This is a genomic window from Aliagarivorans taiwanensis DSM 22990, assembly GCF_000429505.1.
GTDB lineage: Bacteria > Pseudomonadota > Gammaproteobacteria > Enterobacterales > Celerinatantimonadaceae > Aliagarivorans > Aliagarivorans taiwanensis.
This window is the reverse complement of the sequence record NZ_AUBZ01000036.1, coordinates 1-24461: the sequence shown is the minus strand read 5'-3', so window position 1 is coordinate 24461 and position 24461 is coordinate 1. Positions and strand designations below refer to the sequence as shown.

The window sequence follows — 24461 nt, the reverse complement described above, 5'->3', positions numbered from 1 at the left end:
GATGATCATCCCAGCATTAGATCTGATTGATGGAAAAATCGTACGCCTTTACCAAGGCGACTACGCACAAAAAACCGTTTACGGCGACGACCCACAGAGCCAGTTTAACGACTACAACCAGCAAGGCGCTGACTGGCTGCACTTGGTTGATTTAGATGGCGCCAAAGACACCAACGCCCGTCAGCTAGACGTGATCCGTGAGCTACTTGCTAATACCCCAGCCAAGATCCAAATCGGCGGCGGCGTGCGCAGCGAACAAGACGTGATTGACCTGCTCGACGCCGGTGCGCAGCGCGTGGTGGTTGGCTCCACCGCGGTGAAGCAGCCAGAAATGGTAGCAGGCTGGATGCGCAAATACGGCGCCGAGCACATTGTATTGGCGCTGGATCTAAACATCGACGCCCAAGGCAATAAGTTTGTCGCCATCTCAGGCTGGCAGGAAGACAGCGGCGTCAGCATTGAGCAGCTCCTTGATATCTACAAGCCGGCAGGCCTTAAGCACGTGCTGTGTACCGACATCAGCCGCGATGGCACCTTGGTCGGCTCCAACGTTGAGCTCTACCAAGAATTATGCGCTCTCTACCCTGAGGTGCACTGGCAAAGCAGCGGCGGCATCGGCAAGTTAGACGATATTGCAGCCCTACGGGGTAGCGGCGTTTCTGGCGTTATCGTTGGCCGTGCCTTGCTTGAAGGTAAATTCACAGTACGCGAGGCGATTGCCTGCCTGGCCGGTGAAGAGTTAGTAGGAGGCCAAGGCTAATGCTAGCGAAACGGATAATTCCCTGTCTGGACGTAAAAGATGGCGTGGTGGTTAAGGGCGTGAAGTTCCGCAACCACGAAGTGATGGGCGACATTGTGCCACTGGCTAAGCGCTATGCGGAAGAAGGCGCCGATGAGCTGGTGTTCTACGACATCACTGCCAGCTCCGATGCCCGAGTAGTCGACAAAAGCTGGGTAAGCCGCGTGGCCGAAGTGATCGATATTCCCTTCTGCGTGGCGGGCGGGATCAAAACCATCGACGATGCCAACCGCACCCTGCAACACGGCGCTGACAAGGTATCGATTAACTCCCCTGCCCTGGCCGATCCCAGCCTGATTACCAAGCTGGCCGACAAGTTTGGCGTACAATGCATTGTGGTCGGTATCGACTCCTACTACTGCGAAGAAACAAAACAATATCAGGTTAAGCAGTTTACCGGCGATGAGAAACGCACCGTGACCACCACTTGGAACACCTTTGATTGGGTGAAAGAGGTGCAAGAGCGCGGCGCAGGTGAGATCGTGCTAAACGTAATGAACCAAGACGGCGTGCGCCAAGGCTACGATTTAGAGCAGCTATCGCGGGTTCGTGAGATCTGTAAGGTGCCGCTCATCGCATCCGGCGGAGCCGGCGAGATGCAGCATTTTGCCGACGCCTTTAACCAAAGCGACGTTGACGGCGCCCTCGCCGCCAGCGTGTTCCACAAGAGTATTATCAACATCGGTGAGCTAAAACAGTTCCTGAAACAACAAGAGGTGGCGATCCGACTATGAGCCAGTTAGAACAACTACAACAAGCAATCGACTGGGACAAAGTTGATGGAATGATCCCGACCGTGGTGCAAAACGACCACAGCGGCAAGGTTTTGATGCTCGGGTATATGAACCAAGATGCCTTGACTAAAACTATCGACACCAAGCAAGTCACCTTCTTCTCGCGCACTAAGCAGCGCTTGTGGACCAAGGGTGAAACCTCTGGCAACGTGCTACAGCTTAAAAGCATCACGCTGGACTGCGACAAAGATACCCTGCTGGTTGCGGTTGACCCTATTGGCCCCACCTGCCACCTGGGCAATGAAACCTGCTTCGAAGGCCATAAAGACCCGGACCTGACCTTTATCGCCGATCTACAGCGAGTGTTGCACGAGCGTAAGAGCGCCGATCCAGAGCAAAGCTACACCGCTAAGCTATTCGCCAAGGGCACCAAGCGCATTAGCCAAAAGGTCGGTGAAGAAGGCGTAGAAGTGGCGCTGGCCGCCATGGCTAACGACCGTGAAGAGCTGATCAACGAAAGCGCCGATCTGATGTATCACCTGTTGGTGCTGTTAGAGAAGCAAGAGGTAAGCTTCGCTGAAGTGGTTGAGTGTTTGGCTAATCGCCATCGTTGATCCGAACATAGATGAAGCAATGGCGAAGATGGCCAACCGCCCTTCGCCATCTGTCGGCAGATGGTTTAAGCCACTATCGCAGCGACAAGCTCAAACGACATAGCCAACACCAGAACATTTGCTCAATGACTCGGCTTGAATGTGCGCGATAGGCGAACATGCTAGACCAGTGCGGACACGAAACTATGTAGCTCCGTGCCCTTCTGCGACTTACTCAAATAATGGAACATTACGCTCATTTGCTGGCAACACCCAGTCCTCGACAAAGCCTAGGCGGTCGTATTCCTCATTAGGCCTGCGTTGCTTGGGTCTGCGCGGGTCACAGTCTGCATCCATATCAGGTAAACAATCTCCAGCATGGCTATATACTGCAGTCGCTCCGCCTCCCTCAACCAAGCTATAATGCCGATCAGAAATGCCGTCACCATTGCTATCGAGCCGGCCGGGATCCAGGCAAGGTTGCAGGCCTATGATGAGATAAGGTGGCTCACAGCCATCAATGGCATCATTAATACTGATACCGTTGCCCGTAGCATCGCGATCACCCGAGGCAGAGAGCGCGTCAAAGGCCCTGCCCAGGCGTTCCGCAACCTCCGGGCTCATCTCAGGCCCTGCCCCCCAGATTGATAGCGCGCCATCTTTATGTATGGCGACAAAACCAGACTTCAGCGGATAAATCGCTGTAACGGGATTGTCCCCGGGCGCACCGACAGATGTGCCGCTACTGTCACCACCATAATACGAGTTTCCCCAGGTGCTTACCGAGCCATCTCGGTGCAAGGCGGCGGATGCATAGTCCGAGAGGTAAATTGACACAACAGGGGGACGGTCTTCAGAATTTACCCCTGAACTGTTTAAAGTCGACTCTATCCCCCACTCGTTCCAGGCGGTGACTTTTCCGTCCACATGTAGCGCCGCGAATGCATTAGAGGATGAGTAAATAGTGACCACAGGTCCGCTGTCATCAAGACGCTTCTGAACACTCTCTCTTGATGTCGCATAATTTCTCCCCCCCCAGAGAGTCACCGAACCATCGTTATGCAAAGCAGCGAACTCACCTTTGACGGTGCGCACGTCAATGACGGGGTTTTCTGAGTCAAAGTCATCATGGCCCTGATCAACCGCTGTATCTTTACTCTGTGTCGATAAGAAGTCGGGGATATTCCCCCATGAGGTTATCGCGCCATTTTTATGTACAGCCGCAAAAACGCCACCGTTCATTGAATAGAGTTCTATCGCAGGGTTATTAGTCGTGTCGTGATTTACATCGGTTGAGCTTTGCACCGCGTCCCACATGTCGTCGTTGTCCGCAGCGCGGCCGAAACCCCAAGAGGTCACTGAGCCATTCGCATGTAGCGCGGAGAACGCACCATACGTTGAATAAATAGCCCTAACGGGTGAAGTAAACAGAGCGCTGCTAGCATCAACGGCGGTATCGCTGCTATTACCGCCCCTTGCGTCATCACCCCATGTGGTTACCGAACCGCTAGCATGAAGGGCTGCAAACGCATCCCGATTGGAATGGATCACCACCACCGGATCCGCGCCAATGAGCTTAGAACATTCCGCTCTACAATCGCCGCCATCGTCTTTATCGCCCCATGCCGTCACTGCACCATTTCTGTGTAAGGCAGCAAAAGCCGAACCGGTGGTATAAATCGCCATCACGGGGTTGACTACACCAACGGCAGAGCTACTAGCGTCCACTACAGTGGCGCTGCAGTCCCCACCATAGTCCTCATCGCCCCAGCAGGTAACACTGCCATCTTGGTGTAATGCCGCAAAGGCATCATAGCTTGGCGTCACCGATATCACCGGATTATCGGGGTTAAACGTGCCACTCACCGAGTTTACTGCGCTGCCACTGCTGTCCGCGCTTTCGAAGTTGCCATATCCATCTTGCCAAGTAGTGAGCGAGCCATCGTCGTGCAGCGCCGCAGCAACACCATAGCCTGCTGTAAATACGCTAAGCACCCTCGGCACAGCCTCAACAACGAGGGAAATGCTTGCTTCTTGTGCCTTATAGTCATCCGACTCAGGCTCCGTCACCGTAATAAGCGCTTGCCCCGCCCCTTGGATTACTACCCAGGCCTTGTCATTAATCGTAACAACTGAGGGATCTGAGCTTATATAGCTTCGCGCTGTTCGAGAAAGATTGCCCTCTGTCCAAAGAACAAAGCCGTTACTGTTTAGCGTGAGTTTTCCGGGATCATCTATCACCAGCTTAGTGCCTTCACCTTTTGCCACCTCCAATGTATAGGTTGCACTTTCGGCTGGATATACACCGCTCTGGCCTTGAGATGCGGTGATCACAACCGTGCCGGCGTGATGGGTGGTTAGTAAGCCATCAGAGTCGAGCGATGCATACCAATCACTATCGGTGCTAAAGCTCACCTCTGCCCCATTGCCCCCACGGGTGGTAAGCTGCACGGGCTCACTATCAACCGAGATACCGCTAAGCGCATTAATCGACAAATCCTCGCTGCCCGCCGCATAGACAATGAACTCACACTGGGCGCTTTGAGCATGATAACTATCACTTTCGGCCTCATGGGCCGTCACTACCACCGCCCCTGGGGTTAAGGCAGTGATTTGCTTGCCACTGATTTGGGCCACGTCATTGGGATGGGGCACGCTGTAAGTAATGGTGCCATCATTACCGCCGCTGGCGTGCAAGGTATGTATTTCAGTTTCAACCGCATAAGGGCAGCTCAGCTCAAGGGGATTGCCACTGCCTTTTGCTATGTTAAGCATGTAGCTGGCGTCTCGCGCTAGATAATACTGCCCTTCCTGTTCGGTCACCGTAATTTGGGTGTCACCTGCTTTGAGTATTTGAATAATGCCAGATTGAGCATCAATACGGGCTACATCTTGGTTGCTACTGCTAAAGCTCAGGCTTTCACCATTACCAGCGCTTGCTTGCTGGGTGTGCTCGTCATTTCTATCATCCACGCTCAGGCCACTGAGGGGAGTGAGTGCTGGCGGCTGGCCTTGACCTTTGGCAACTGTTATTTCATATTTAAGACTACTCGCGTCGTAGTCATCGGTTGCCGTCTCAACGATCTCCATGGAAGCTGTGCCAATGCCTCGAACGGTGAGCTCACCGGTTACCCTATCAACGGTCACCACCTTTGGGCTATGACTGAAATACAGCAACGTACCGCCATTAGAAGCGCTGGCCGACTGCACAAAGGTTTGGTAAAGGTCATCGTAACTCAGCCCAATGAGTGGTATTACGCTTGGCGCAGCGCCTTGGATCTTCGCAACTGACAAAACATAACCCGCTTCGCGCGCTTCGTAGTTGGCGCCACCATCATCGCTCACCGTAATGGTGGTATCGCCACCGCCATTAATCTTCAATTGATTAGTGCCACTGATAAAGCTGGCGACCGCTTGGTTGCTACTGGCAAAGCTTAAACTGCCACCCGTTTGACTGCTCGCCTGTTGAGTAAAGCTTTTTCCTTTGTCTTCATAACTTAGGCCGGTGAGCTCTGTGAATGTTGGCTTAATTCCTGGCGCTTTAGCGACCGTCAATAGATGAGTGGCGCTTTGGGTGTGATAACTTTCGTGCTCTTCAGTTACTGTCAACGTGGTCTGCCCCACGCCAACAATTAATAATGCCCCCCCTCCCCAAAACGATGGTTCGATGGTGGCGACATCCTCATCTGAACTGCTGAACGTTAGTGTGCCGTTGTTGCCATGATCAACCGTTACAACAAAGCTAAAGGTGTTGTGGCTATAGTCAAACGGCACTGATGGGAGAGAGATTTCAATTGACTGCCCCTGCCCTTTGGCAATAATCAACTCATAACTTGCGCTGCGCGCCAGATAATTTGTGCTCTCTTGCTCCGTCACCGTGATGGTGCTTGAACCGGCCTTAAGGATAGTGACCTGACCAGTTGCAGCATCAATTTGCGCCACATCGCTGTGACTGCTTTCGAAGCTTAGATTACCACCATTACCGCTGCTGGCTTGCTGGGTAAAGGTTTGGGGGCTATCGAATGTTAAGCCTTCCACAGCTGTAAGAGTTGGCGGCTGGCCCTGCCCCTTGGCGATCTCCAAGGTGTAGGTAACCGTTTGTCCCTTGTAAATCTCATTCTCGGTCTGAGTTGCAGTGATAATAACGCTGCCTGAACCGTTGATGGTGACAACCCCGTTGGCGCTTACCGTCGCAATCTCATCGCGGTCACCACTAAAGCGAATATCGCTGTGACTCCCACCATTGGTCATGATTTGCTGCGCAGCGCTATCTACCGTAATGCCGGTTAACGCCGTGATAGTTAATGGTGACGCATCTGCTCTAGCGACGCTGAGCGTACAGCTCACGCTTTGACCCATGTAGTCATCACTGGTCGCTTCGCTGGCTGTAATCGCTACCTCACCAAAGGCCAAAGCGCTCAAGGTGTGACCACTGACGCTCGCCACGCGAGTCTCTGTCGGTATACTATAACTAATTTGCCCACCGTTGCCGCCTACCGCTTGTAGCGTGTAGCTCTGCAACGCCGTGGCTGCAGGACAGATAAACGAAAGAGGATTACCCCGACCTTTACCTATGTGCACGGTAAGCTCTGCCTTTTGGGGCTTGTAGTTGGCACTTTCAGCCTCGCTCACCTGTAGAGTGACGGCCCCCACTCCATGTATACTCACCATGCCTGATGCTTCTACGCGCGCTACCGAAGTATCGCTGCTGCTGTAGCGCTTTTGGGCACCATTGCCGCCCAGCACTTTTAGGTTGAAGGAACCACTGTCAATTGTAAGCTCACCTAGCGGCATGATACTAAGCGGTTGGCCCGAGCCCTTATTGACTCGAAGAGTGATGCTTTGGCTTTGAGCGAGGAAGTTATTACTTTCCTGCTGTGTCACTTCAAACGTTGTATTACCGGCATTATGAACAGTGACTTCGCCGCCACCGCTAATACTGGCGACCTGAGGATTGGTAGAGTGATAGCTCAACGCTCCGTCGTGTGCGCCTTTGACTAACAAGCTAAACGGCGAGCTATCTACACTAACACTATCAGGCAAGACCAACGATAGGCCATTACCGACGCCCTTCGACACGGTCAGACTATAGTGTGCTTCTTGACTGTTGAAGGTATCGGTTGCTGCCAGATAGACACTCAAGGTTACCTCACCCGAGCCATAAAGCGTCACTTGCCCCTGTTCGTCAATACCAGCAACGTTAGCGTTTGAGCTTGTGTAACTACGTTGGCCTTCATGCCCTCCACTGAAGGTTAACGTGAATGGCGCATCGCCCACTGTTTTCTGGGGAATACTGTCAATACTGACTGTTGCGCTGTTTTGCCGAGAAACCACAATTTGACACTGAGCCGATTGCGCGAGGTAACCACCTTGGGCAGCTTCACTAACCTGTAGGTTAACAGTTCCTACACCAAGGATTGTCACACGCCCTTCCGGTGTCACGCTAACAACAGCGTTGTTTTCAGGCACGCTAAAGCTTAACAGTCCACCATTTCCCCCAATCACTTGAGGGTAAAAATCGGGGCCATTCAAATGCAAATTCTCTGGGCAACTCATTGACAACTCATGCCCAAGACTTGAGCTAACATAAAGGCGGTAACTCGCGATCTGCCGTGCGTAGACGTCGGTCTGCGCTTCAATCGCACTGATAACTGTAACCCCAGCGCCAGTGACACTAACACGGCCATCAGCACTTACCGTTGCCACCCTTAGATTTGAGCTTTCGTAGTACACGCTTGTTTCATCATTAGTACCATTGACCGCTTGGTGATATGTATCAGTGTCCAGAGTAAGGTTTACTTCATTTTGGTCAAAATACAGTGTGTTTCTCTCGGCTGGTAATACGTTCAGCACGTAGCTTGCGCTTTGAGCATCAAAACCGAGACTTGCTTCTTCGAATGCGGTAATTGTTGCTTTGCCTGCTTTAATCACTCGAATGTTGCCATGTTGATCAACTTGCGCGACTTCGGGGCTGCTACTTTCAAAACGTAATCTTCCACCGTTGCCGCCAGTTGGCAAAAACTGTAGATTTTGATCGACTGCGCTCACTGTTTGCATGCTGGTCTGGAAATAAAGGGGAACATTGTTTGGGCGCGTAACAATTAGGCCAACCAGCGCAGTTTGTGGTTCGAAGTACATTGTCGAAGCTTCGCTAACTTCGAGGACAGAGTGTCCGCCCCCAACTATACGTACCCTTCCGTTTTCATCAATCGTAGCAACGTCTGGATTGGCGCTTTTGTAGCTACGTTGTCCACCGTGGCCACCGTCGACGGATAATACAAACGGGTCTGCATCTATATGCTTGGTTATGCTATTAGCCACCAGCAAAGGTTCACCAGTGACTCGGCCTTGTTCAAACCATGTTTGCAGCGTATCGCTGGGAGCCACTCCTTGCCCGAGCGCAGCGGCGTAAGCTAACACGCCAGCTATCCAATCATCTAAACCCTCACCGTGGCCAATTACTACTCGAGCCTTTTGTGCGCTGAGTATATTGATTTCAGTATTACCTTGGTCTTCGACAAACAGATCGGCGAGGGTTTCCACCCCCAACCATTCTGTTAATTCACTCTTTGCTTCGTGAGGGGAATTTAGATTCTCATCCTCGTCAATCACCTTGGTCAGTAAGGTTGACATGGGGGTGACATAACAGGCGAACCGCTCTTGACTATTAATATCGCAGACGGCCTCAAGCTCTGCATCAAAATGCCGCCCGTCACGTGTAATGCCGGAGCCAGACTCCACGACTACACGTACCAAATCAGACGCTGTGATACCGTGGAAAGAGTAAAACCCACTCAGATCACTCGTTGTATCCCCCAGCAACACGCCATCAGCCCCGAACACTTGCACCGAAGCAGATGCAATCGGATCATCCACAATCCAGCCTTCAAGGATGGGAAGCACCGTCACGTCGAATAACTGACGAACGCCGTCAACGTCTACGGCGAAACGTAACACCAGTTCACTATTTGTCTCTGGAGCGATGAAAGTTAGCGATTGACCATCCCAACGCTCAGCGGTAACCGCATGACCATCAAGCTGCTGCCACATGTAGTCGGTTCCATCCTCAGCTCGTAACGTCACCACACTCATCTCATCGACTTGACGATGTGTCTCACGAGCTAATTCCTCCTCTGCACCACTGCCCCCACATCCCGTAAGCGCAAATGCCACCACAAATACAACGTAAAGCAAGAATCGTTGCTGAAACATCTTTGTGATTTCCTTATCCTGATTTATCAAAGCTATAACTGATTTTTATTATGTGTTCAGAAGGTCAAGGTAGTATTGAGCACTATCAAAATATCTTCACAGATAGACACTAACCGATTGAATGCTATGGCAATGACCCATATTGCGGCATGTTAGACAGGTAATATGTGCTCAACTGTCCGGTCATAACATTGCGAGGCTGGTAATCACGCCCCTATCTGTAATATTAATATCGTAATCTGGAAGCTAAACATCCTTTAAGGAATACCCATGTTAAACCGCTATGGCGAACCGATTACCCGACGCGAAGTGCTCGGTTGGGCGCTCTACGATGTCGCCAACTCTTCCTACACCACTGTGGTGATCTCGCTGGTTTACTCGGTCTTTTTCGTCAATGTCATCGTGCCCGAAGGGGCGGTACTGCGCGATAGCTATTGGTCGCTGGCGATTGCCATCTCAACGGTGATTACCTTGATAATCTCTCCGCTGGTCGGCGTATTGTGTGATTATTCAGGCAATAAAAAAGCGTATTTGTTGGTGTGCACCCTCGCCTGCAGCGTGTTTACCGCGCTGCTGTTTTTTGTGGCTCCCGGACAAGTCTGGCTGGGCATCGCATTGATTGTGCTCAGTAACGTGCCATGGATGATGAGCGAAGCCTTTTGCGGGGCGCTACTAACCGATATCTCGAACGACAAGAATATCTCGCGCCTGTCGGGGATTGGCTGGGGGATTGGCTACCTAGGCGGGCTGCTTAGCATCATCTTGGTTAACTTTGGGATTGTTACCGCCGATCCAGACAGCGCGACCGCCAGCTATGTCAGCCAAGTTCAATGGGCGATGGTAGCGATTGCGCTTTACTACGTGATCTTCTCACTACCCACTTTTCTGTTGGTAAAAGACCGCTATCACCCCCACCCTGAGTTCGAAAAGATGAGCTGGAAGCAGCTATTAGCCTTATCGACCCAGCGACTGCGCCACTACCGCGAAGTGATTGAAGATGCGCCACAGCTGTTTAAGTTCTTCATGGCCTTTACTGTTTACTCGGCGGGCGTCGCTGTGATTATTAAGTTTGTCGGGATTTACGCAGTGGATGTGGTCGAGCTCAGCCCAGCGGCGCTTACCCAACTGTTTATCTTGCTACAGTTCAGTGCTCTGGGTGGCGCCATTGCGTTTGGTTATCTGGAAGCTTTTATCGGCCCTAAAAACACGGTGTTGGCAACGCTGTTATGGTGGATGGCAGGCGTGTTGGGGATCTACTTCCTCACCCCACTAAGTGGGCTGTTCTCGGTCAGCGAGCAACAGCTGTTCTTTGTGATTGCATTGGTTGCTGGCGGCGGTATCGGCAGCACCCAGAGTGCCAGCCGCGCGGTGGTGGGACTGCTGTCTCCAAAAGGCCAAAGCGCTGCGATGTTTGGCTTCTGGGGCATGTTTAGCCGGGTAGCAACACTGCTGGGGATGAGCTTTGGACTGGTCTCAGATGCGCTGGGAAGACAGCAAGGCATACTCCTAGTACTGGCCTTCTTTGTCATAGGAGCACTACTTCTGCTGCGGGTTCCCTTCGATAGCCGCCAGCCCTCGACCAACGCCCAGTAGCTTGTACATCGACTAAGTGGCGCACAGCTGCTCAGTCGCGATACGCCACGAAGTATTTGCCGAAAAACACGTTGTCGCTGACGCTCACATAGTGGATTTGCTGTTGATTGGCGCGACGCAGATGGTAGTACATGGGCTCCATGCCATCTTCTGAACCCTCCGGCGCATGAATACTACGCAGCAGGTTTCGATAGCAATGCCAAACCCCAACTTCTTGAGATTCACTCACTGCCCCTTGATGCTCGCTGGTAAAGACTAATACCAAACGACCGTCTGGGTGGTAGCTTGCCTGCCAGGTTTGCTGCATGTCTAGCTCGGGATAGCTGGCGCTACCGTGCCAATCACCGCTCAGGTGGCGACACAGGTCCTCTTCTATTGGTTTAGCCAGCGCACTACTGCCAACCACCAATCCCAAAGCACACAGCCACTTCAATCCGTTCATCCAATCCTCTTTAAACTTATGCTTTGAGATATCCAACCAAGGGCATCGGTAGCTTAGTTGCGAAAGCCAATACTTAGCATCACATTGTCCACTGCCCAGTTATAGCTCGCAGATAGTAGCACGCTATCGCTAATGTTTACCCGAATGCCGGTTTCGCCGCTCCAAGCCTTGTACTTATCATGGTAGCTACGAGCCTCGCAATCAGTACAAAGCGCGGTGTATTTGTCGCGGTAGTGATGGGAGTATTGATGCAATACCGGCCCACCAAATGCGGTGATTCTGGGGTGAACCGAGTAGCTTAAGCCAAAGCGATACATCTGATTCTTGATCTTATAATCATCGTAATCAGAATGATCAATCTTCTCATCTTTGCCTCTGGCATAACCCGCATAGTAGCCCCAACGCGGAAAGTTGCGATCAAAGTGGCTAACCGCTAGCGTTACGCCCAGCATATCTTGATCGGCAAGTTGGTAATCGATTAGCAGCCCCACATAAGGGTCATAGTTGTCGCTGGTTGCGGAAGCAAAGCCGGATTGGCAAAGCGCCAAAGCCAAAAAAGGTAAAGCAAGTAGTGTTTTTCTGCAGTTCACTGTTAATCCACCATTATCTACAGCCCAAAAATAATGATGCATCCTTTCATCGCGCCCCAGAGAATAAGCGACTCAGATGTCAGCTTCAAGACTGATTAACAAATTAAGCAAAAATTGATCTACGCTGTAGGAGCAGGCTGGCATCGCTCACCAGTGCTCGGCATGTACACAACCGCAAGTTCTACGTTGGCTATGCCTTAAGCCTTTGATTACACTTGAAGCTGTTCCACGGTCTGTTTCACCACCGTATCCCCTATGATGCAACACAAGGACGCCTGAATGTTCCATCTAACCAAGCGCAAAATCATTGGCATCGTGCTAGCTATCTTCCTGTTTAACTACCTACTGGCGGTTTACTGGAGTATCGAGCCCGACATCACCGATATTAAGACGCTGAGCCAACAACAAGCGTCAGAAGAAGGCTTTGATCCAGTTACCGGCTATGCCACGGTGACGGCACTGATTCATGTCTCCGAGACCTTGCTGGGCAAGCCCGGCGGCTACCTCAGTAATGATGTGATGCCTCCGAGTGTACTAATGGACAATATGCCCAGCTGGGAGCTAGGCGCACTTAATCAGGTCCGAGATCTAGCGTTAATTATGCGCAAAGACTTCAGCCGCTCACAGGCCCAGTCCACCGAACATGCTCAGCTAAAAATTGCTCAGCCTAAGTTCAACATTGACCATAGTAGCTGGCAGTTCCCGTCAGCAGAAGCGGAGTACCGCGACGGCATCGAGGCGCTACGCGCCTATCGCACCCAGCTGGCCGATCCCAACGACCCCAACGCCCAGTTTTATGCCCGCGCTGATAACTTGGTGGTATGGCTAGGTGAGGTACAGTCACGTTTGGGAAGTATGTCGCAACGCCTTGCCGCAGCAGTTGGCCGCAGTCGGGTAAACACTAGCTTGGCGGGTGAGCAAGGCGCCACCCAAAGCACCTTCGCGCCAAGCGAAGAGGTGATCAAGACCTCGTGGTGGCAAATTGACAACGTATTTTACGAAGCGCGCGGTGAGGCTTGGGCGTTGATCCACTTTTTCAAAGCTATTGAGCAAGACTTTGGTGGCGTGTTAGAGAAGAAAAACGCCACGGTAGCGGTACGCCAAATCGTGCGCGAACTAGAAGCAACCCAAGACACGGTTTGGAGTCCGATGATCCTCAACGGCACCGGCTTTGGTCTAATGGCCAATCATAGCCTGGTTATGGCCAACTACATCTCCCGCGCCAACGCTGCCATCATCAACCTCAACAACCTGCTTACCCGAGGATAGGTATCATGGACCAACAACAAGCCATCGAAGCCGCCACCTTTCGACGCCTACTCAGTCATTTAGACAACCATAAAGAGGTGCAAAACATCGAGTTGATGATACTGGCAGATTTTTGTCGCAACTGTCTGGCCAAGTGGATGGTCGCCGAAGCCAAAGAGCGCGGCGTAGCGCTGGACTACGAGCAAGCGCGCGAGCATGTGTATGGCATGCCCTACTCCGAGTGGAAAGACAGATTTCAACGCCCCGCAACCGCTGAGCAACTTGCCGCTTTTGAGAAGCGACAGTCAGAAAAGGAGTAGTTTTTATTCAGTCTCGGTCTAGTCTTAACATTATTGCCTTGCGTAAGCAGTGTTAAACGGAGGCCTGAGTATGCCAAAAACTGTTCGCGTTCGAAGTTTTGCGTCGAACCACGCTAAAACGTTAATTTGGGGCAGTGCCCTACTGTTTACCAGCGGTATTATTATTCTCTATCAAGAGCTGATGATGGTATCGCTGGTTGCGTCACTCCTGTTCTTTGCCGCTTACCTGGCTATTCGGGTAGGCGCCGACAAAATCTACCAACCACGCTACTCAGTAATCATGTGTTTTGATCATATGCAGTTCCATCATCGATATGGTGGCTGGGTGGTTAAGTGGGACAACCTGCAGCGCGCAGACATACCTAAGTTGCAACAAGGCTTGGACTGGAAGGAAATGCATTACGTGGGTCTTCGTTTGAAAGACAACCAGGTGCTACTCGACACCATCTCACCGCGCTTAATCGCGCACCTTCTCACCGAACAACGCAGCGCCTTGTTGGCTGCGCTGCGAAACGAGTGCTTGAACTGCTCGAAGGCATCGCTTAGCGACCAACTGCTCGAGGATGATTACTTCACTGCCGCTAATGGTAAGATCTACACCGGACTGACCGCCATGTTTGCCCATCGTATGAACAAGATGCGCCGGCTAACCGGCTACGATTTGCTCATCGACCAAGGCTCGTTGGACCGGGATGCCAAAGACTTCGTGGCGATGCTCAATCGCTACCGCAACGAAGCACTCAGAGAAGAGGCCCAGTAATTAGTAAAAAGTAAGTTCCAGTGGAGGTTAATAGCGTCGCTTATCAGTACCGCGCATCGTTTTTAGTAACTTAAGCGTCCACATGTACTGCTCGGGTGAACGTTGTACCAACTTCTCAATCTCCTGATTCATCAATAGAGTGTCTTGCTCAATGTCACCAGTTGGATAGTTTGAAATATGCGGGTGGATGTACAGCACTACCTCATGCTTCTCGCCATCATACCCAGCGTAAACCGGAAGGACCTTAGCATTAGTGGTTTTAGCGACCTTGCCCAGCACCGGAATGGTCGCTTTATCAGCCGCAAAAAACGGGGTCATGATGCTAGCATCAGGGCCCAAGTCCTCATCGGGCAGGTAGATACAGCCGTAACCTTCGCGGATCGCTTTCATCAATGCTTTAAGCCCGGCACTGCGTTCAAAGATTAAGCCTCCATATTGGGTGCGTTGCTTGAGCATCGCCCAATCGACCACCGGGTTACGACTTTTCTTGAACATGGTGCACATCGGAATACCTTGGGAAGCAAAATACAGCCCCGCATAATCAACCGGGTAGGTGTGCGGCAGTAACACCACAAAATGCTCGTTGTTATCGAGGATCTCGCGGACATTCTCTTCGCCCTCAACCCGGATGCGGCGATGCAGGTGCTTTGGCGATCGGGCTATCAACTCGCCAATCCCTAAGATTAACTGCACAAAAATGTGGGTGTTTTTGCGCATCAACTCAACCCGCTGTTCGCTGCTCATCTCGGGAAAACACAGGCTAAGATTGGTGTCGGCAATCGCGCGACGCTTTTTAAGGAACTTACGTTCAAACAGTTGGTTAGCTATGACCACCGCGATGCGATCACGCACTTTAGGGGGAACAAACGCCAATAGGATAATCAGACCACCGGTCAGCCAAGTGCCCCAGAACTTGGGAGCTAGCCAGCGCCAGTCGAAAGGAAGTGTAAAAACAGGGTGCTTATATTTTATCATCGTTGTGCTTTGCACTGCTTGAACAAGCCGCACAGTTTACTTCAGCGCAGCACGAAAGCAAGATTATCGGAGGCAAAGCAACACCTAGTCGCACAGCCGCGTTTGGCTAAACCTGTGAACGGGTTTAGCCAAACGCGGAAACAACGTGTACTAAAGAATTAAGCGAACGAGCCGTTTGCTTCGAGTTTACTGGAGACGAAGTGGTCGATCTGTGGTGCCATTAACAGAGGTTCGTCTTGCCACAGAATGGCTTTGCGCATCTTGGCGCGGGCGTCTTGTACCAAGGTTTCGCTCTCCTTGGAGCGAAGCCAATGGTCCTTGGTAGGCCACTGCGAGTAGCTGACCCAGGTGCCATCGGAGGCCTTGTGAAGGCGCGAACCCAGCGCGCCAAACTTATCAATATTCACATGGATGACCTCAGACCAGCCCTCTTTGAACTCCTTGATCATCTCTTCGCGCAGTTTCCATCTGAAAAATACAACAAACATATGTCGCTCCTGACTTTGTTAATAACAGATTAAGCATTTGTTGTAAGTCTAGCTGCTTTAGATTGTAAGCAGGCGATTAATTTGTTGAATATATAGAATTTTTTGTTCTAACCTTGCCCAACTGGAAATAACTGCGTTGATACTCAATTTTGCTAACATTTGTTTATCCCAGCCAAATGCGCGGGCACAGGCGGTTAAGTTCTGCTCTAGTTGCCCACCGAAATAAGCAGGATCATCGCTGTTGATGGTGACCAGCAAGCCCTGCTCTATCATCTGTGGCAAAGGATGGTCTTCGAGCTTGTCGACCACCTTGAGCGCAACATTCGATAAGGGGCAGACCGTCAGGGGCACTTGCTTGGCAACCAACTCAGCGAGCACCTTGCTATCGTCGATACAACGCACACCGTGATCGATACGCTCGACCTTCAGCATATCCAGCGCAGTTTTAATGTACTCCGCAGGCCCTTCCTCTCCGGCGTGGGCGACACACTTAAACCCCTGCTCGCGCGCCATGGCGAATACACGGGCAAACTTCTCGGGTGGGTTACCCGACTCGGACGAATCGAGGCCCACGCCAATAAAGTGTTCTCCGTGAGGCAGAGCCTGCTCCATGCAATCGATGGCATCCTCCTCACTAAGGTGGCGCAGAAAGCACAGGATGTACTCGACGCTTACGCCCAGCTGCTGGGCAGCCACCTGCTTTGCACGAGACAGGCCTGCAAACAGCGTTTCGATAGCCACACCTCGAGGTAGATGCGTTTGCGGGTCGAAAAACACTTCAGTGTGAACAATGCCTTGCTCATGGCAGCGCTGATAGTAAGCCATGGCCAAGTCAAAGAAGTCTTGCTCGGTGCAAAGTACTTGAGCAGATTGATAGTAGATATCTAAAAAGCTCTGCAAGTCGGTGAACTGATAGGCCTGTTTGACCTCTTCCACCGAGGCATAGGGCAGCTTAATGTTGTTGCGCTTGGCGAGCTCAAACATCAGCTCAGGCTCGAGGGTACCTTCGAGATGAACGTGCAGTTCAACTTTTGGCAGTTGCTTGATAAACGCTTCCAGTTGCATAATCCACTCCTTTAAAATCAGTGAGATCGCCGCGTATTGTGCGGGGCTTTCACAAACTTTCACTGGCTCAATTGCATTGCGCTACGTTACTCTAATGTTAACAGCTAAGGTTCTAGGATAAAGCCATGACGAAATCGGTCATCTGCGACATCGATGGAGTGTTGCTCCACGACAACCAATTGATTAAGGGAGCAGACCAATTTATACAAGGCCTGCTCGAGCGGCAGGTCAAGTTAGTGATACTCACCAACTACCCCGCACAAACCCCGCAGGACCTGCATAATCGCTTTGCCAGCGCTGGCCTTGAGATCCCCGACTCGTGTTTTTATACCTCGGCAATGGCGACCGCTGATTTTCTTAAACGCCAACCGGGCAACAAAGCCTATGTGATCGGTGAAGGCGCGCTTATCCACGAGCTTTACAGCGCCGGCTTCACGATTACCGATATCAACCCTGACTTTGTCGTGGTGGGCGAAACCCGCAACTACAATTGGAATATGATTCAGTTGGCTGCCAAGTTCGTTGCAGAGGGGGCGCAGTTTATTGCCACCAACCCCGATACCCATGGGCCAAATATGAGCCCAGCCTGCGGCGCGCTGTGTGCGCCCATTGAGCGGATCACCGGCCGCAAGCCTTTTTATGTCGGCAAGCCTAGTGCCTGGATCATCCGCGCCGCCTTGAATAAGATGGGCGCCCACGCCGAGCAAACTGTGATCATCGGCGACAACCTGCGAACCGATATCCTGGCAGGTTTTCAGGCAGGTCTTGAGACTATTCTGGTGCTATCCGGTGTCAGCAATGAAGCTGATATCGAAGCGGTCCCCTTCCGCCCCAACCACGTGCTACCCAACGTAGCTGCCATTGATTTTCTGTAGGTAGCCGCACGCGAATGGAAGTCTCTCTACTTATCACTATCACCTTTTTAGCGGGCTATGCTGCCCACTTGCTCCACCTACCACCACTAATCGGTTTTCTAAGCGCTGGTTTTATCTTGCACTATGCAGGCTTCAGCGAGATGGAGTTGGTGAACAGCGCCGCCGATTTAGGCGTAACTCTGCTGCTGTTCACGGTTGGCCTGAAACTCGACATCCGCTCACTGTTTAAGAAAGAGGTGATCGGCACTGCCAGTCTTCATATGCTCGGCAGCTTGGTATTCTTTAGTTTGTGCCTCATGGCGTTTCGCTTTGCTGAGCTACCGTTGACCAGCGGATTAGAACAGCATTCCATCTACCTACTGGCGTTTGCCTTGGGCTTCTCCTCGACCGTATTTGCGGTAAAAGCGCTGGAAGATAAAAGTGAGATGAACGCGCTGTATGGGCGGGTCGCCATTGGCATCCTGATTATTCAGGATATCTTTGCTGTGGTGTTCTTGGCTGCCAGTACCGGTAAGCTACCCACCCTTTACGCGCCGCTGTTGCTGTTCTTGTGGCCACTAAGGCCGCTGTTTTATCGGCTGCTTGATCGGGTCGGCCACGGCGAGCTGCAAATCGTTTTGGGCTTTTTCTTGGCGTTGGTGGTGGGTGCGCAACTGTTTGAGTTGGTGGGCATCAAATCAGACATCGGTGCGCTGGTCATGGGCATGTTGCTGGCGAGCCACTCTGGCGCCAACTACATGGCTAAGGCCTTGTTCAGCTTTAAAGAGATCATGCTGGTTGCCTTCTTCCTGTCGATTGGATTGAGCTACCCACCGAGCTGGGATGCCTTCGGTATTGCCTTGATCTTGTGTGCGCTGCTATTTGTAAAAAACACCGCGTATATGCTGCTGCTGATGTTCTTCCGCCTGCGCTCGCGTACCGCCTTCCTCGGGGCTGCAAGCCTCGGTAACTTTAGCGAGTTTGGCCTGATTGTCAGTGCGATTGCCGTGAAACTGGGTTGGCTACCGGGCGAGTGGATGGCGGCTCTGGCGATGGCGGTGAGTATCAGCTTTATGATCTCTGCGCCAATCCACAAGAACGCCGATAAGGTCTACCAATGGCTGTTGCCGGTGCTGCGCCGCTTGCAACGTAAGCGCCTGAACATTGAAGATCAGCCGATTGAACTGGGCCAGATGCAGGTCGTTATTCTTGGGATGGGGCGCATCGGTGAAGGTGCCTACGATCTGATGCAGCAACACTACCCTGATCTGGTGATCGGTATTGACACCGATCTGGACAAAATCGAGCGACAGATCAATCAAGGCCGCGCAGTGATTCAGGGGGACGCAACCGACTCCGACTTCTGGGAAAAGCTTCACCCCAGCTCAGAGTTGAAGCTAGTACTACTCGCCATGCCTCACCACCACGGTAACGAATATGCGCTGAAACAGCTCAAAAAAGGCAATTTCAATGCGAAAATTGCGGCGATATGTCAGTTTGCGGATGAAGCTAAAAAATTACGGCGCTTAGGGGCCGACGAAGTATTCAACCTTTACAACGAGGCGGGTGCGGGCTTTGCTGAGCACGTCTATAACGAACTGTTATCCTCCGAAAAAAGCCCCCAAGGGGACAAGCAAGCCGGTGAAAACGTACGCTTTCGGGCTTAACTGACTGAAATCAGTAAAAACCCCATTTTTATCGCGCTAAAGCTTGCAAAATCTGCAAATCTTGGCAAATTGAAAGGTTCCAACGAATGGTGCAGTGATGCACCTTCGTTTAGTTGTAAAAATTAGAGTAAAAAAGGATTTCTATGTGCTCCATCTTTGGTGTTCTTGATATAAAAAGCGACCTCAGCGAGCTGCGTAAGCAGGCGCTGGAAATGTCCAAACGCTTGCGCCACCGCGGGCCTGACTGGTCAGGGATTTACACCTCCCAGAATGCAATTCTGGTTCACGAGCGACTGTCTATCGTCGACGTGAATAACGGTGCTCAGCCCCTCTACAATCCAGAAAAGACCCACGCACTGGCGGTAAATGGCGAGATTTATAATCACAAGGACCTAAAGAAGAATCTGAATGTAGACTTCCAGTTTGCCACCGAGTCTGACTGTGAAATCATCTTGGCCTTGTACAAAGAGAAAGGCCCTGCCTTCTTAGATGATCTCAACGGTATCTTCGCCTTCTGCCTGTACGATGCCGAAGAAGACGCCTACCTGATTGGCCGCGACCACATCGGTATTATCCCGCTATACACTGGCTACGATGAGCACGGTAACTTCTACGTTGCCTCAGAGATGAAGGCGCTGTCGCCTATCTGTAAAACCATCACGGAGTTCCCTCCGGGCCACTACCTGTACAGCAAAGATGGCGAAGTCACCAGCTACTACGCGCGTGACTGGATGTCTTACGATGCCGTTAAAGACAACGAAGCCTCAGTAGACGAGCTACGCGACTCGCTGGAAGCCGCCGTGAAGCGCCAGCTGATGTGTGACGTACCCTACGGCGTATTGCTATCTGGCGGCCTGGATTCATCCGTTATCTCGGCAATTACCAAGATCTACGCCGACAAGCGTGTTGAAGACGACGACCAAAGCGGCGCTTGGTGGCCACAACTGCACTCGTTTGCAGTTGGCCTGGTAGGCTCACCCGATCTTATTGCTGCACAAGAAGTGGCTCAGCATTTGGGTACCGTACACCACGAGATCCACTTTACCGTGCAAGAAGGTATCGATGCACTGCGCGACGTGATCTACCACATCGAAACCTACGATGTGACCACCATCCGTGCATCCACCCCGATGTACCTGATGGCGCGTAAGATCAAAGCGATGGGCATCAAGATGGTACTCTCTGGCGAAGGTTCCGATGAAGTATTCGGCGGCTACCTGTACTTCCACAAAGCACCGAACGCGAAAGAGTTCCACGAGGAAACCCTGCGTAAGCTAAGCAAACTAAACATGTTTGACTGTGCGCGCGCCAACAAGTCGCTGGCAGCTTGGGGCATCGAAGGTCGTGTACCTTTCCTCGACAAAGAGTTCTTGGACGTGGCAATGCGCCTCAACCCTGAAGCGAAGATGTGTAGCAACGGCAAGATTGAGAAACACATCCTGCGCGAAGCCTTCGAGCAGTACCTGCCACACAGCGTGGCTTGGCGCCAGAAAGAGCAGTTCTCTGACGGCGTGGGCTACTCGTGGATTGACAGCTTGAAAGAGTTGGTTGAGCTGGAAGTGTCAGACCTTGAGCTGGAGAATGCGGCATTCCGCTTCCCAATCAACACACCTGACACCAAGGAAGCCTACTTTTACCGTGCTATCTTCGAAGAGCACTTCCCGCAAGACTCTGCCGCTAAGTGTGTGCCGCACGGCAAGTCTGTGGCCTGTTCGACGCCAGAAGCATTGGCGTGGGATGAAGCCTTCCAAAACAACGCTGACCCTTCAGGTCGCGCAGCCTCCGTACACAACGACGCTTACTAGACTAAGCATCGAGTTAGCATGCAAAAACCAGCCTACGGGCTGGTTTTTTACTTTCAGTGATTGCCGAAGGTAAACCGCGGCGAGCCGCCCTGCTTTTAGCTATCTGAACTCTCGCTCGTGGTAAGTAGGCAGCATCTTGAATAATTGCTGTCGAAGCGCATTAACACCCTTGCAACACCTCGATAAAAGCTAAACGAAGACACCACAAGCTACTGACAAGCTACATTACTGAATCTCTTTGCGCACTTTACATTCAATTAACACTCGCATGCCCTGATAACCCTACCCAGCAACGACTAATTCTGCTATAAAAGTCACGCAACACAACATGTTACCACTGTCTCAGCAGGCCTTTGCAGAGCTTTAGGTACAACAAAAAAAAGAGTAAAAACAAGGATTATTATGAAAGGATTTATCCGCACCGCAGCGGCTGCGCTGGCGTTGATCAGTGCCAGCAGCTTCGCACAAGACACCCTACTTCAAGAAATCACCAAAGAAGGCGAACTGCGCGTATGTTTTGACGCCGGTTACATGCCTTTCGAGATGACTGCGAAAAACGGCCAATACATCGGTTTCGATATCGACCTGGGCCGCCAAATGGCACGCGCGATGGGCGTGAAGTACGTACCGGTTAACACCGCTTGGGATGGCATTATTCCAACCCTACTTACCGGTAAGTGTCACATGATCATGGGCGGTATGACCATTACCCCACAACGTAACATGCAGGTGAACTTCGCCGACCCTTACGTAACCATCGGCCAAACCATCCTACTTAGCCCTAAATTGGAAGGCAAAATCACCAGCTACCGCGACCTGAACAGCGATGAGTACACCATTGTGACCAAGCTGGGTACCACCGGTGAAGGCGCGATTAAGCGTTACATTCCAAAAGCTACACTAAACCTTTATGAGACTCAGTCAGAAGCGGTATTGGAAGTGATTAACGGTAAGGCCGATGCCTTCGTGTATGACCTTCCCTACAACGCCATCTATGATGCTGAGAACAAAGGTCAGCTGGTTCACCTTGATCAGCCATTCACCTTCGAGCCTCTTGGCTGGGCAATCCGTCAGGGCGATCCTGACATGCTGAACTTCCTGAACGGTTACCTGCGCCAAATCCGCGGCGACGGAACCTACGATCGCATCTATGATAAGTGGTTCAAAGATGATGCGTGGCTAGAGCAGGTTCAATAAACCCATTGACCTTCTACGGCGAACCGGAGCGTGTTGTACGGTTCGCCAGCACGTGTTTTACCAGAGTCATATATGCAGACCCAATACAAAAACCTTGGCTGGAACGCCCTTTTTGTCCTGATCCTGGTTGCCCTTGGCGGCTTGGTGTTTCTCTCCGGCAAGAAGATTGATTACAACTGGAACTGGCAACGCGTCGTTCCTTACATCGTTAATAACCAAGCATCGGCGGTTACCGCCCCCGAAGACGGCAACATTGTCAGCAATGCCGAGGGCGACTTAGTACTCGAATCGCTGGCCGGTGATGTGCTGGTCGATCTCAGCGAATACGAAGACTTGCTGGTCTATGAAGGCGACCTGATCTTCGAAGGCGATCGCTTAGCATCGCTGGAAGAGTGGCGCATTGGCCCGCTCACCGAAGGCCTGATAGTCACCATTAAGATCTCGCTGTGGTCACTGCTGTTTGCCATCGTACTCGGCCTGATTATCGGCCTGATGCGCATCTCGTCGAATCCGGCGGTTAAGAAGCTCTCCATCGCCTATGTCGAGCTTATCCGTGGTACCCCACTGCTGGTTCAGATCTTTATCGTTTACTTCTTCATTGGCACCGTGTTCGACCTTGAGCGTTTCGTTGCCGGTGTGATTGCCCTTTCACTGTTTACCGCTGCCTATGTGGCAGAGATTGTCCGTGCCGGTATTCAGTCGATACCCAAAGGCCAGATGGAAGCGGCCCGCTCGCTGGGTATGAGCTACCCGAAAGCGATGATCTACGTGATCCTACCGCAGGCATTCAAGCGCACCCTGCCGCCATTGGCCGGTCAGTTTATCAACCTGATCAAGGATTCATCACTGGTATCGGTGATCTCGATTACCGATTTGACCAAAGCCGGTCGCGAAGTAGTTAGCGGCAGCTTTGCCCCCTTCGAGGTGTGGTTTACCGTCGCCCTGCTCTACTTGCTGCTGACCAGTAGCTTGTCTTGGGCCATTCAACGACTAGAAAAGAGGTTGTCAGCCAGTGACTAGAGATTATCAAGGCAATGACATGATCGTTGCCGACAAGATCAACAAGATTTACCCCAATGGCTGTCATGCACTTAAAGACGTGAGTGCCACCGTGCACCGCGGTGAGGTGGTGGTTATCGTCGGCCCCTCTGGCTCGGGCAAGTCAACCTTTTTGCGGGCGCTCAACCAGTTAGAGACCATCAGCAGCGGTAGTATCACCGTCGATGGCACCGATATGTACGCCAAAAGCACCGATATCAACAAGCTGCGTGAAGAAGTGGGCATGGTGTTCCAAAACTTCAACCTGTTCCCGCACAAGACCGCCTTGGGTAACGTGATGTTGGCGCCACTTAAAGTTGCAAAGCGCGATGCCGCCACTGCCGAAACTGATGCCCGTGATCTACTAAAACGCGTTGGCCTAAGCGATCGCATGGACAACTACCCCTCGCACCTCTCCGGTGGTCAGCAGCAGCGTGTAGCAATCGCCCGCGCCTTGGCCATGAAGCCAAACATCATGTTGTTCGATGAACCCACGTCGGCGCTCGACCCCGAGATGGTTGGCGAGGTATTGGACGTTATGAAAGGCTTAGCCGCTGAAGGCATGACCATGGTGGTGGTGACCCACGAAATGGGCTTTGCCCGTGAAGTGGCCGACCGGGTACTGTTTATGGAAGACGGCGAGCTGTTGGTGAATGAAACGCCAGAGGCGTTCTTTGATGACCCAGAGAACCCACGCCTGCGCCAGTTCCTGTCGATGGTGCTGTAAAGCCACCTAAAAGGATTGAAAAAGCCACCGTAACGGCTGTCTCTTATACACAAATCCCCGAACATCGTTCGGGGATTTTTTTTGAACTCAATCCTCACCTTGTGATCAGATCATTTAGATTTCTCAATGAGATGGTTACGATGGACAGTTCAAACCCAATGGAGTGGGCACAAGCGCAGTTTAGTCAGGCAGAGCTCAATGACCCCAGACGTACTCAAAGGCTTATATCGCTAGCTGCTTCACTTGCCAGCCAACCCGGAGTCGCTGTGTCTAAACTGGCTATTTCACCCGCCGATATGGAAGGGGCTTACCGCTTCATTCGTAATGACCGCATATCCCCTGATGCTATCGCAG

General features: G+C 51.8%; 20 protein-coding genes. 14 read left to right on the top strand and 6 right to left on the bottom strand.

Annotated elements, in window-relative coordinates; genetic code table 11:
- Position 1 precedes the first annotated feature (1 nt).
- The 3 genes from hisA to hisIE are packed head-to-tail and all read left to right on the top strand — an operon-like array spanning position 2 to position 2147.
- The gene (gene hisA / locus G462_RS23095) at positions 2 to 760 is read left to right on the top strand and encodes a 1-(5-phosphoribosyl)-5-[(5-phosphoribosylamino)methylideneamino]imidazole-4-carboxamide isomerase (RefSeq protein ID WP_051326806.1); all 759 of its coding nucleotides are present in this window, start codon (positions 2 to 4) and stop codon (positions 758 to 760) included.
- Positions 760 to 1533, top strand: a complete 774-nt coding sequence (gene hisF, locus G462_RS0116315; RefSeq protein WP_026959943.1) for an imidazole glycerol phosphate synthase subunit HisF — start codon at positions 760 to 762, stop codon at positions 1531 to 1533. Before hisA ends, hisF begins: the two co-directional genes overlap by 1 nt.
- Positions 1530 to 2147, top strand: a complete 618-nt coding sequence (gene hisIE / locus G462_RS0116310) for a bifunctional phosphoribosyl-AMP cyclohydrolase/phosphoribosyl-ATP diphosphatase HisIE (protein ID WP_026959942.1) — start codon at positions 1530 to 1532, stop codon at positions 2145 to 2147. The genes hisF and hisIE overlap by 4 nt, the downstream gene beginning before the upstream one ends.
- A 210-nt stretch (positions 2148 to 2357) precedes the next feature.
- Here the strand turns inward: hisIE and G462_RS0116305 are convergent, their stop codons facing one another.
- Positions 2358 to 9338, bottom strand: coding sequence for an Ig-like domain-containing protein (locus G462_RS0116305; protein ID WP_026959941.1), 6981 nt, complete (start codon positions 9336 to 9338; stop codon positions 2358 to 2360).
- Positions 9339 to 9608: 270 nt separating this feature from the next.
- On the opposite strand from G462_RS0116305, the gene G462_RS0116300 reads away from it, so the two are divergent.
- Positions 9609 to 10931 carry an MFS transporter gene (locus tag G462_RS0116300; RefSeq protein ID WP_026959940.1) on the top strand — a complete coding sequence of 441 codons (1323 nt, stop codon included), beginning with the start codon at positions 9609 to 9611 and terminating at the stop codon, positions 10929 to 10931.
- A 31-nt stretch (positions 10932 to 10962) separates the two neighbouring features.
- On the opposite strand, the gene G462_RS0116295 is transcribed toward G462_RS0116300, so the two are convergent.
- Together G462_RS0116295 and G462_RS0116290 are read right to left on the bottom strand one after the other, a co-directional pair.
- Positions 10963 to 11373 carry a hypothetical protein gene (locus G462_RS0116295; protein WP_026959939.1) on the bottom strand — a complete coding sequence of 137 codons (411 nt, stop codon included), beginning with the start codon at positions 11371 to 11373 and terminating at the stop codon, positions 10963 to 10965.
- Positions 11374 to 11426: 53 nt separating this feature from the next.
- The gene (locus G462_RS0116290) at positions 11427 to 11963 is read right to left on the bottom strand and encodes a hypothetical protein (RefSeq protein ID WP_157378654.1); all 537 of its coding nucleotides are present in this window, start codon (positions 11961 to 11963) and stop codon (positions 11427 to 11429) included.
- Between the two features lie 279 nt (positions 11964 to 12242).
- On the opposite strand from G462_RS0116290, the gene G462_RS0116285 reads away from it, so the two are divergent.
- The 3 genes from G462_RS0116285 to G462_RS0116275 all read left to right on the top strand — a co-directional run bounded on the left by G462_RS0116285 (position 12243) and on the right by G462_RS0116275 (position 14291).
- On the top strand, positions 12243 to 13232 hold the full coding sequence (locus G462_RS0116285; RefSeq protein WP_026959937.1) for a DUF2333 family protein: 990 nt from the start codon (positions 12243 to 12245) through the stop codon (positions 13230 to 13232).
- Between the two features lie 5 nt (positions 13233 to 13237).
- Complete coding sequence (locus G462_RS0116280) at positions 13238 to 13531, top strand: DUF1244 domain-containing protein (protein ID WP_026959936.1); 294 nt, start codon at positions 13238 to 13240, stop codon at positions 13529 to 13531.
- Positions 13532 to 13601: 70 nt separating this feature from the next.
- Positions 13602 to 14291, top strand: coding sequence for a DUF2982 domain-containing protein (locus G462_RS0116275; RefSeq protein WP_035478053.1), 690 nt, complete (start codon positions 13602 to 13604; stop codon positions 14289 to 14291).
- A gap of 27 nt (positions 14292 to 14318) precedes the next feature.
- Here the strand turns inward: G462_RS0116275 and lpxM are convergent, their stop codons facing one another.
- From lpxM to G462_RS0116255, 3 genes are all read right to left on the bottom strand, one after another.
- Entirely contained in the window at positions 14319 to 15266 is a 948-nt protein-coding gene (gene lpxM / locus G462_RS0116270; protein ID WP_035478050.1) for a lauroyl-Kdo(2)-lipid IV(A) myristoyltransferase, read from the bottom strand.
- Between the two features lie 158 nt (positions 15267 to 15424).
- The gene (locus tag G462_RS0116260) at positions 15425 to 15754 is read right to left on the bottom strand and encodes an antibiotic biosynthesis monooxygenase family protein (RefSeq protein ID WP_026959933.1); all 330 of its coding nucleotides are present in this window, start codon (positions 15752 to 15754) and stop codon (positions 15425 to 15427) included.
- Between the two features lie 57 nt (positions 15755 to 15811).
- Positions 15812 to 16819, bottom strand: a complete 1008-nt coding sequence (locus G462_RS0116255; RefSeq protein WP_211234232.1) for an adenosine deaminase — start codon at positions 16817 to 16819, stop codon at positions 15812 to 15814.
- A gap of 125 nt (positions 16820 to 16944) precedes the next feature.
- Between G462_RS0116255 and G462_RS0116250 the strand changes: the two genes are divergently transcribed.
- The 7 genes from G462_RS0116250 to G462_RS23085 all read left to right on the top strand — a co-directional run.
- Positions 16945 to 17694 carry an HAD-IIA family hydrolase gene (locus tag G462_RS0116250; RefSeq protein WP_026959931.1) on the top strand — a complete coding sequence of 250 codons (750 nt, stop codon included), beginning with the start codon at positions 16945 to 16947 and terminating at the stop codon, positions 17692 to 17694.
- Between the two features lie 14 nt (positions 17695 to 17708).
- Positions 17709 to 19340, top strand: a complete 1632-nt coding sequence (locus G462_RS23090; protein ID WP_051326805.1) for a cation:proton antiporter family protein — start codon at positions 17709 to 17711, stop codon at positions 19338 to 19340.
- 143 nt (positions 19341 to 19483) lie between these two features.
- Positions 19484 to 21145: an asparagine synthase B gene (gene asnB, locus G462_RS0116240; protein ID WP_026959930.1), complete on the top strand. Its 1662-nt coding sequence runs from the start codon at positions 19484 to 19486 to the stop codon at positions 21143 to 21145.
- Between the two features lie 402 nt (positions 21146 to 21547).
- Positions 21548 to 22342, top strand: a complete 795-nt coding sequence (locus G462_RS0116235; RefSeq protein ID WP_026959929.1) for a transporter substrate-binding domain-containing protein — start codon at positions 21548 to 21550, stop codon at positions 22340 to 22342.
- 72 nt (positions 22343 to 22414) lie between these two features.
- Entirely contained in the window at positions 22415 to 23362 is a 948-nt protein-coding gene (locus G462_RS0116230) for an amino acid ABC transporter permease (protein ID WP_026959928.1), read from the top strand.
- Positions 23363 to 23381: 19 nt separating this feature from the next.
- Entirely contained in the window at positions 23382 to 24107 is a 726-nt protein-coding gene (locus G462_RS0116225) for an amino acid ABC transporter ATP-binding protein (RefSeq protein ID WP_035478046.1), read from the top strand.
- 140 nt (positions 24108 to 24247) lie between these two features.
- A partial coding sequence (locus G462_RS23085; protein ID WP_035478045.1) for an IS4/Tn5 family transposase DNA-binding protein occupies positions 24248 to 24461 on the top strand: 214 nt, incomplete at its 3' end.

What these genes read in the sequence shown, in the direction of transcription:
- hisA (WP_051326806.1), top strand. Translation starts at nt 2, where the DNA reads ATGATCATCCCAGCATTAGATCTGATTGATGGAAAAATCGTACGCCTT.
- hisF (WP_026959943.1), top strand. Translation starts at nt 760, where the DNA reads ATGCTAGCGAAACGGATAATTCCCTGTCTGGACGTAAAAGATGGCGTG.
- hisIE (WP_026959942.1), top strand. Translation starts at nt 1,530, where the DNA reads ATGAGCCAGTTAGAACAACTACAACAAGCAATCGACTGGGACAAAGTT.
- G462_RS0116305 (WP_026959941.1), bottom strand. Translation starts at nt 9,338, where the DNA reads ATGTTTCAGCAACGATTCTTGCTTTACGTTGTATTTGTGGTGGCATTT.
- G462_RS0116300 (WP_026959940.1), top strand. Translation starts at nt 9,609, where the DNA reads ATGTTAAACCGCTATGGCGAACCGATTACCCGACGCGAAGTGCTCGGT.
- G462_RS0116295 (WP_026959939.1), bottom strand. Translation starts at nt 11,373, where the DNA reads ATGAACGGATTGAAGTGGCTGTGTGCTTTGGGATTGGTGGTTGGCAGT.
- G462_RS0116285 (WP_026959937.1), top strand. Translation starts at nt 12,243, where the DNA reads ATGTTCCATCTAACCAAGCGCAAAATCATTGGCATCGTGCTAGCTATC.
- G462_RS0116280 (WP_026959936.1), top strand. Translation starts at nt 13,238, where the DNA reads ATGGACCAACAACAAGCCATCGAAGCCGCCACCTTTCGACGCCTACTC.
- G462_RS0116275 (WP_035478053.1), top strand. Translation starts at nt 13,602, where the DNA reads ATGCCAAAAACTGTTCGCGTTCGAAGTTTTGCGTCGAACCACGCTAAA.
- lpxM (WP_035478050.1), bottom strand. Translation starts at nt 15,266, where the DNA reads ATGATAAAATATAAGCACCCTGTTTTTACACTTCCTTTCGACTGGCGC.
- G462_RS0116260 (WP_026959933.1), bottom strand. Translation starts at nt 15,754, where the DNA reads ATGTTTGTTGTATTTTTCAGATGGAAACTGCGCGAAGAGATGATCAAG.
- G462_RS0116255 (WP_211234232.1), bottom strand. Translation starts at nt 16,819, where the DNA reads ATGCAACTGGAAGCGTTTATCAAGCAACTGCCAAAAGTTGAACTGCAC.
- G462_RS0116250 (WP_026959931.1), top strand. Translation starts at nt 16,945, where the DNA reads ATGACGAAATCGGTCATCTGCGACATCGATGGAGTGTTGCTCCACGAC.
- G462_RS23090 (WP_051326805.1), top strand. Translation starts at nt 17,709, where the DNA reads ATGGAAGTCTCTCTACTTATCACTATCACCTTTTTAGCGGGCTATGCT.
- asnB (WP_026959930.1), top strand. Translation starts at nt 19,484, where the DNA reads ATGTGCTCCATCTTTGGTGTTCTTGATATAAAAAGCGACCTCAGCGAG.
- G462_RS0116235 (WP_026959929.1), top strand. Translation starts at nt 21,548, where the DNA reads ATGAAAGGATTTATCCGCACCGCAGCGGCTGCGCTGGCGTTGATCAGT.
- G462_RS0116230 (WP_026959928.1), top strand. Translation starts at nt 22,415, where the DNA reads ATGCAGACCCAATACAAAAACCTTGGCTGGAACGCCCTTTTTGTCCTG.
- G462_RS0116225 (WP_035478046.1), top strand. Translation starts at nt 23,382, where the DNA reads ATGATCGTTGCCGACAAGATCAACAAGATTTACCCCAATGGCTGTCAT.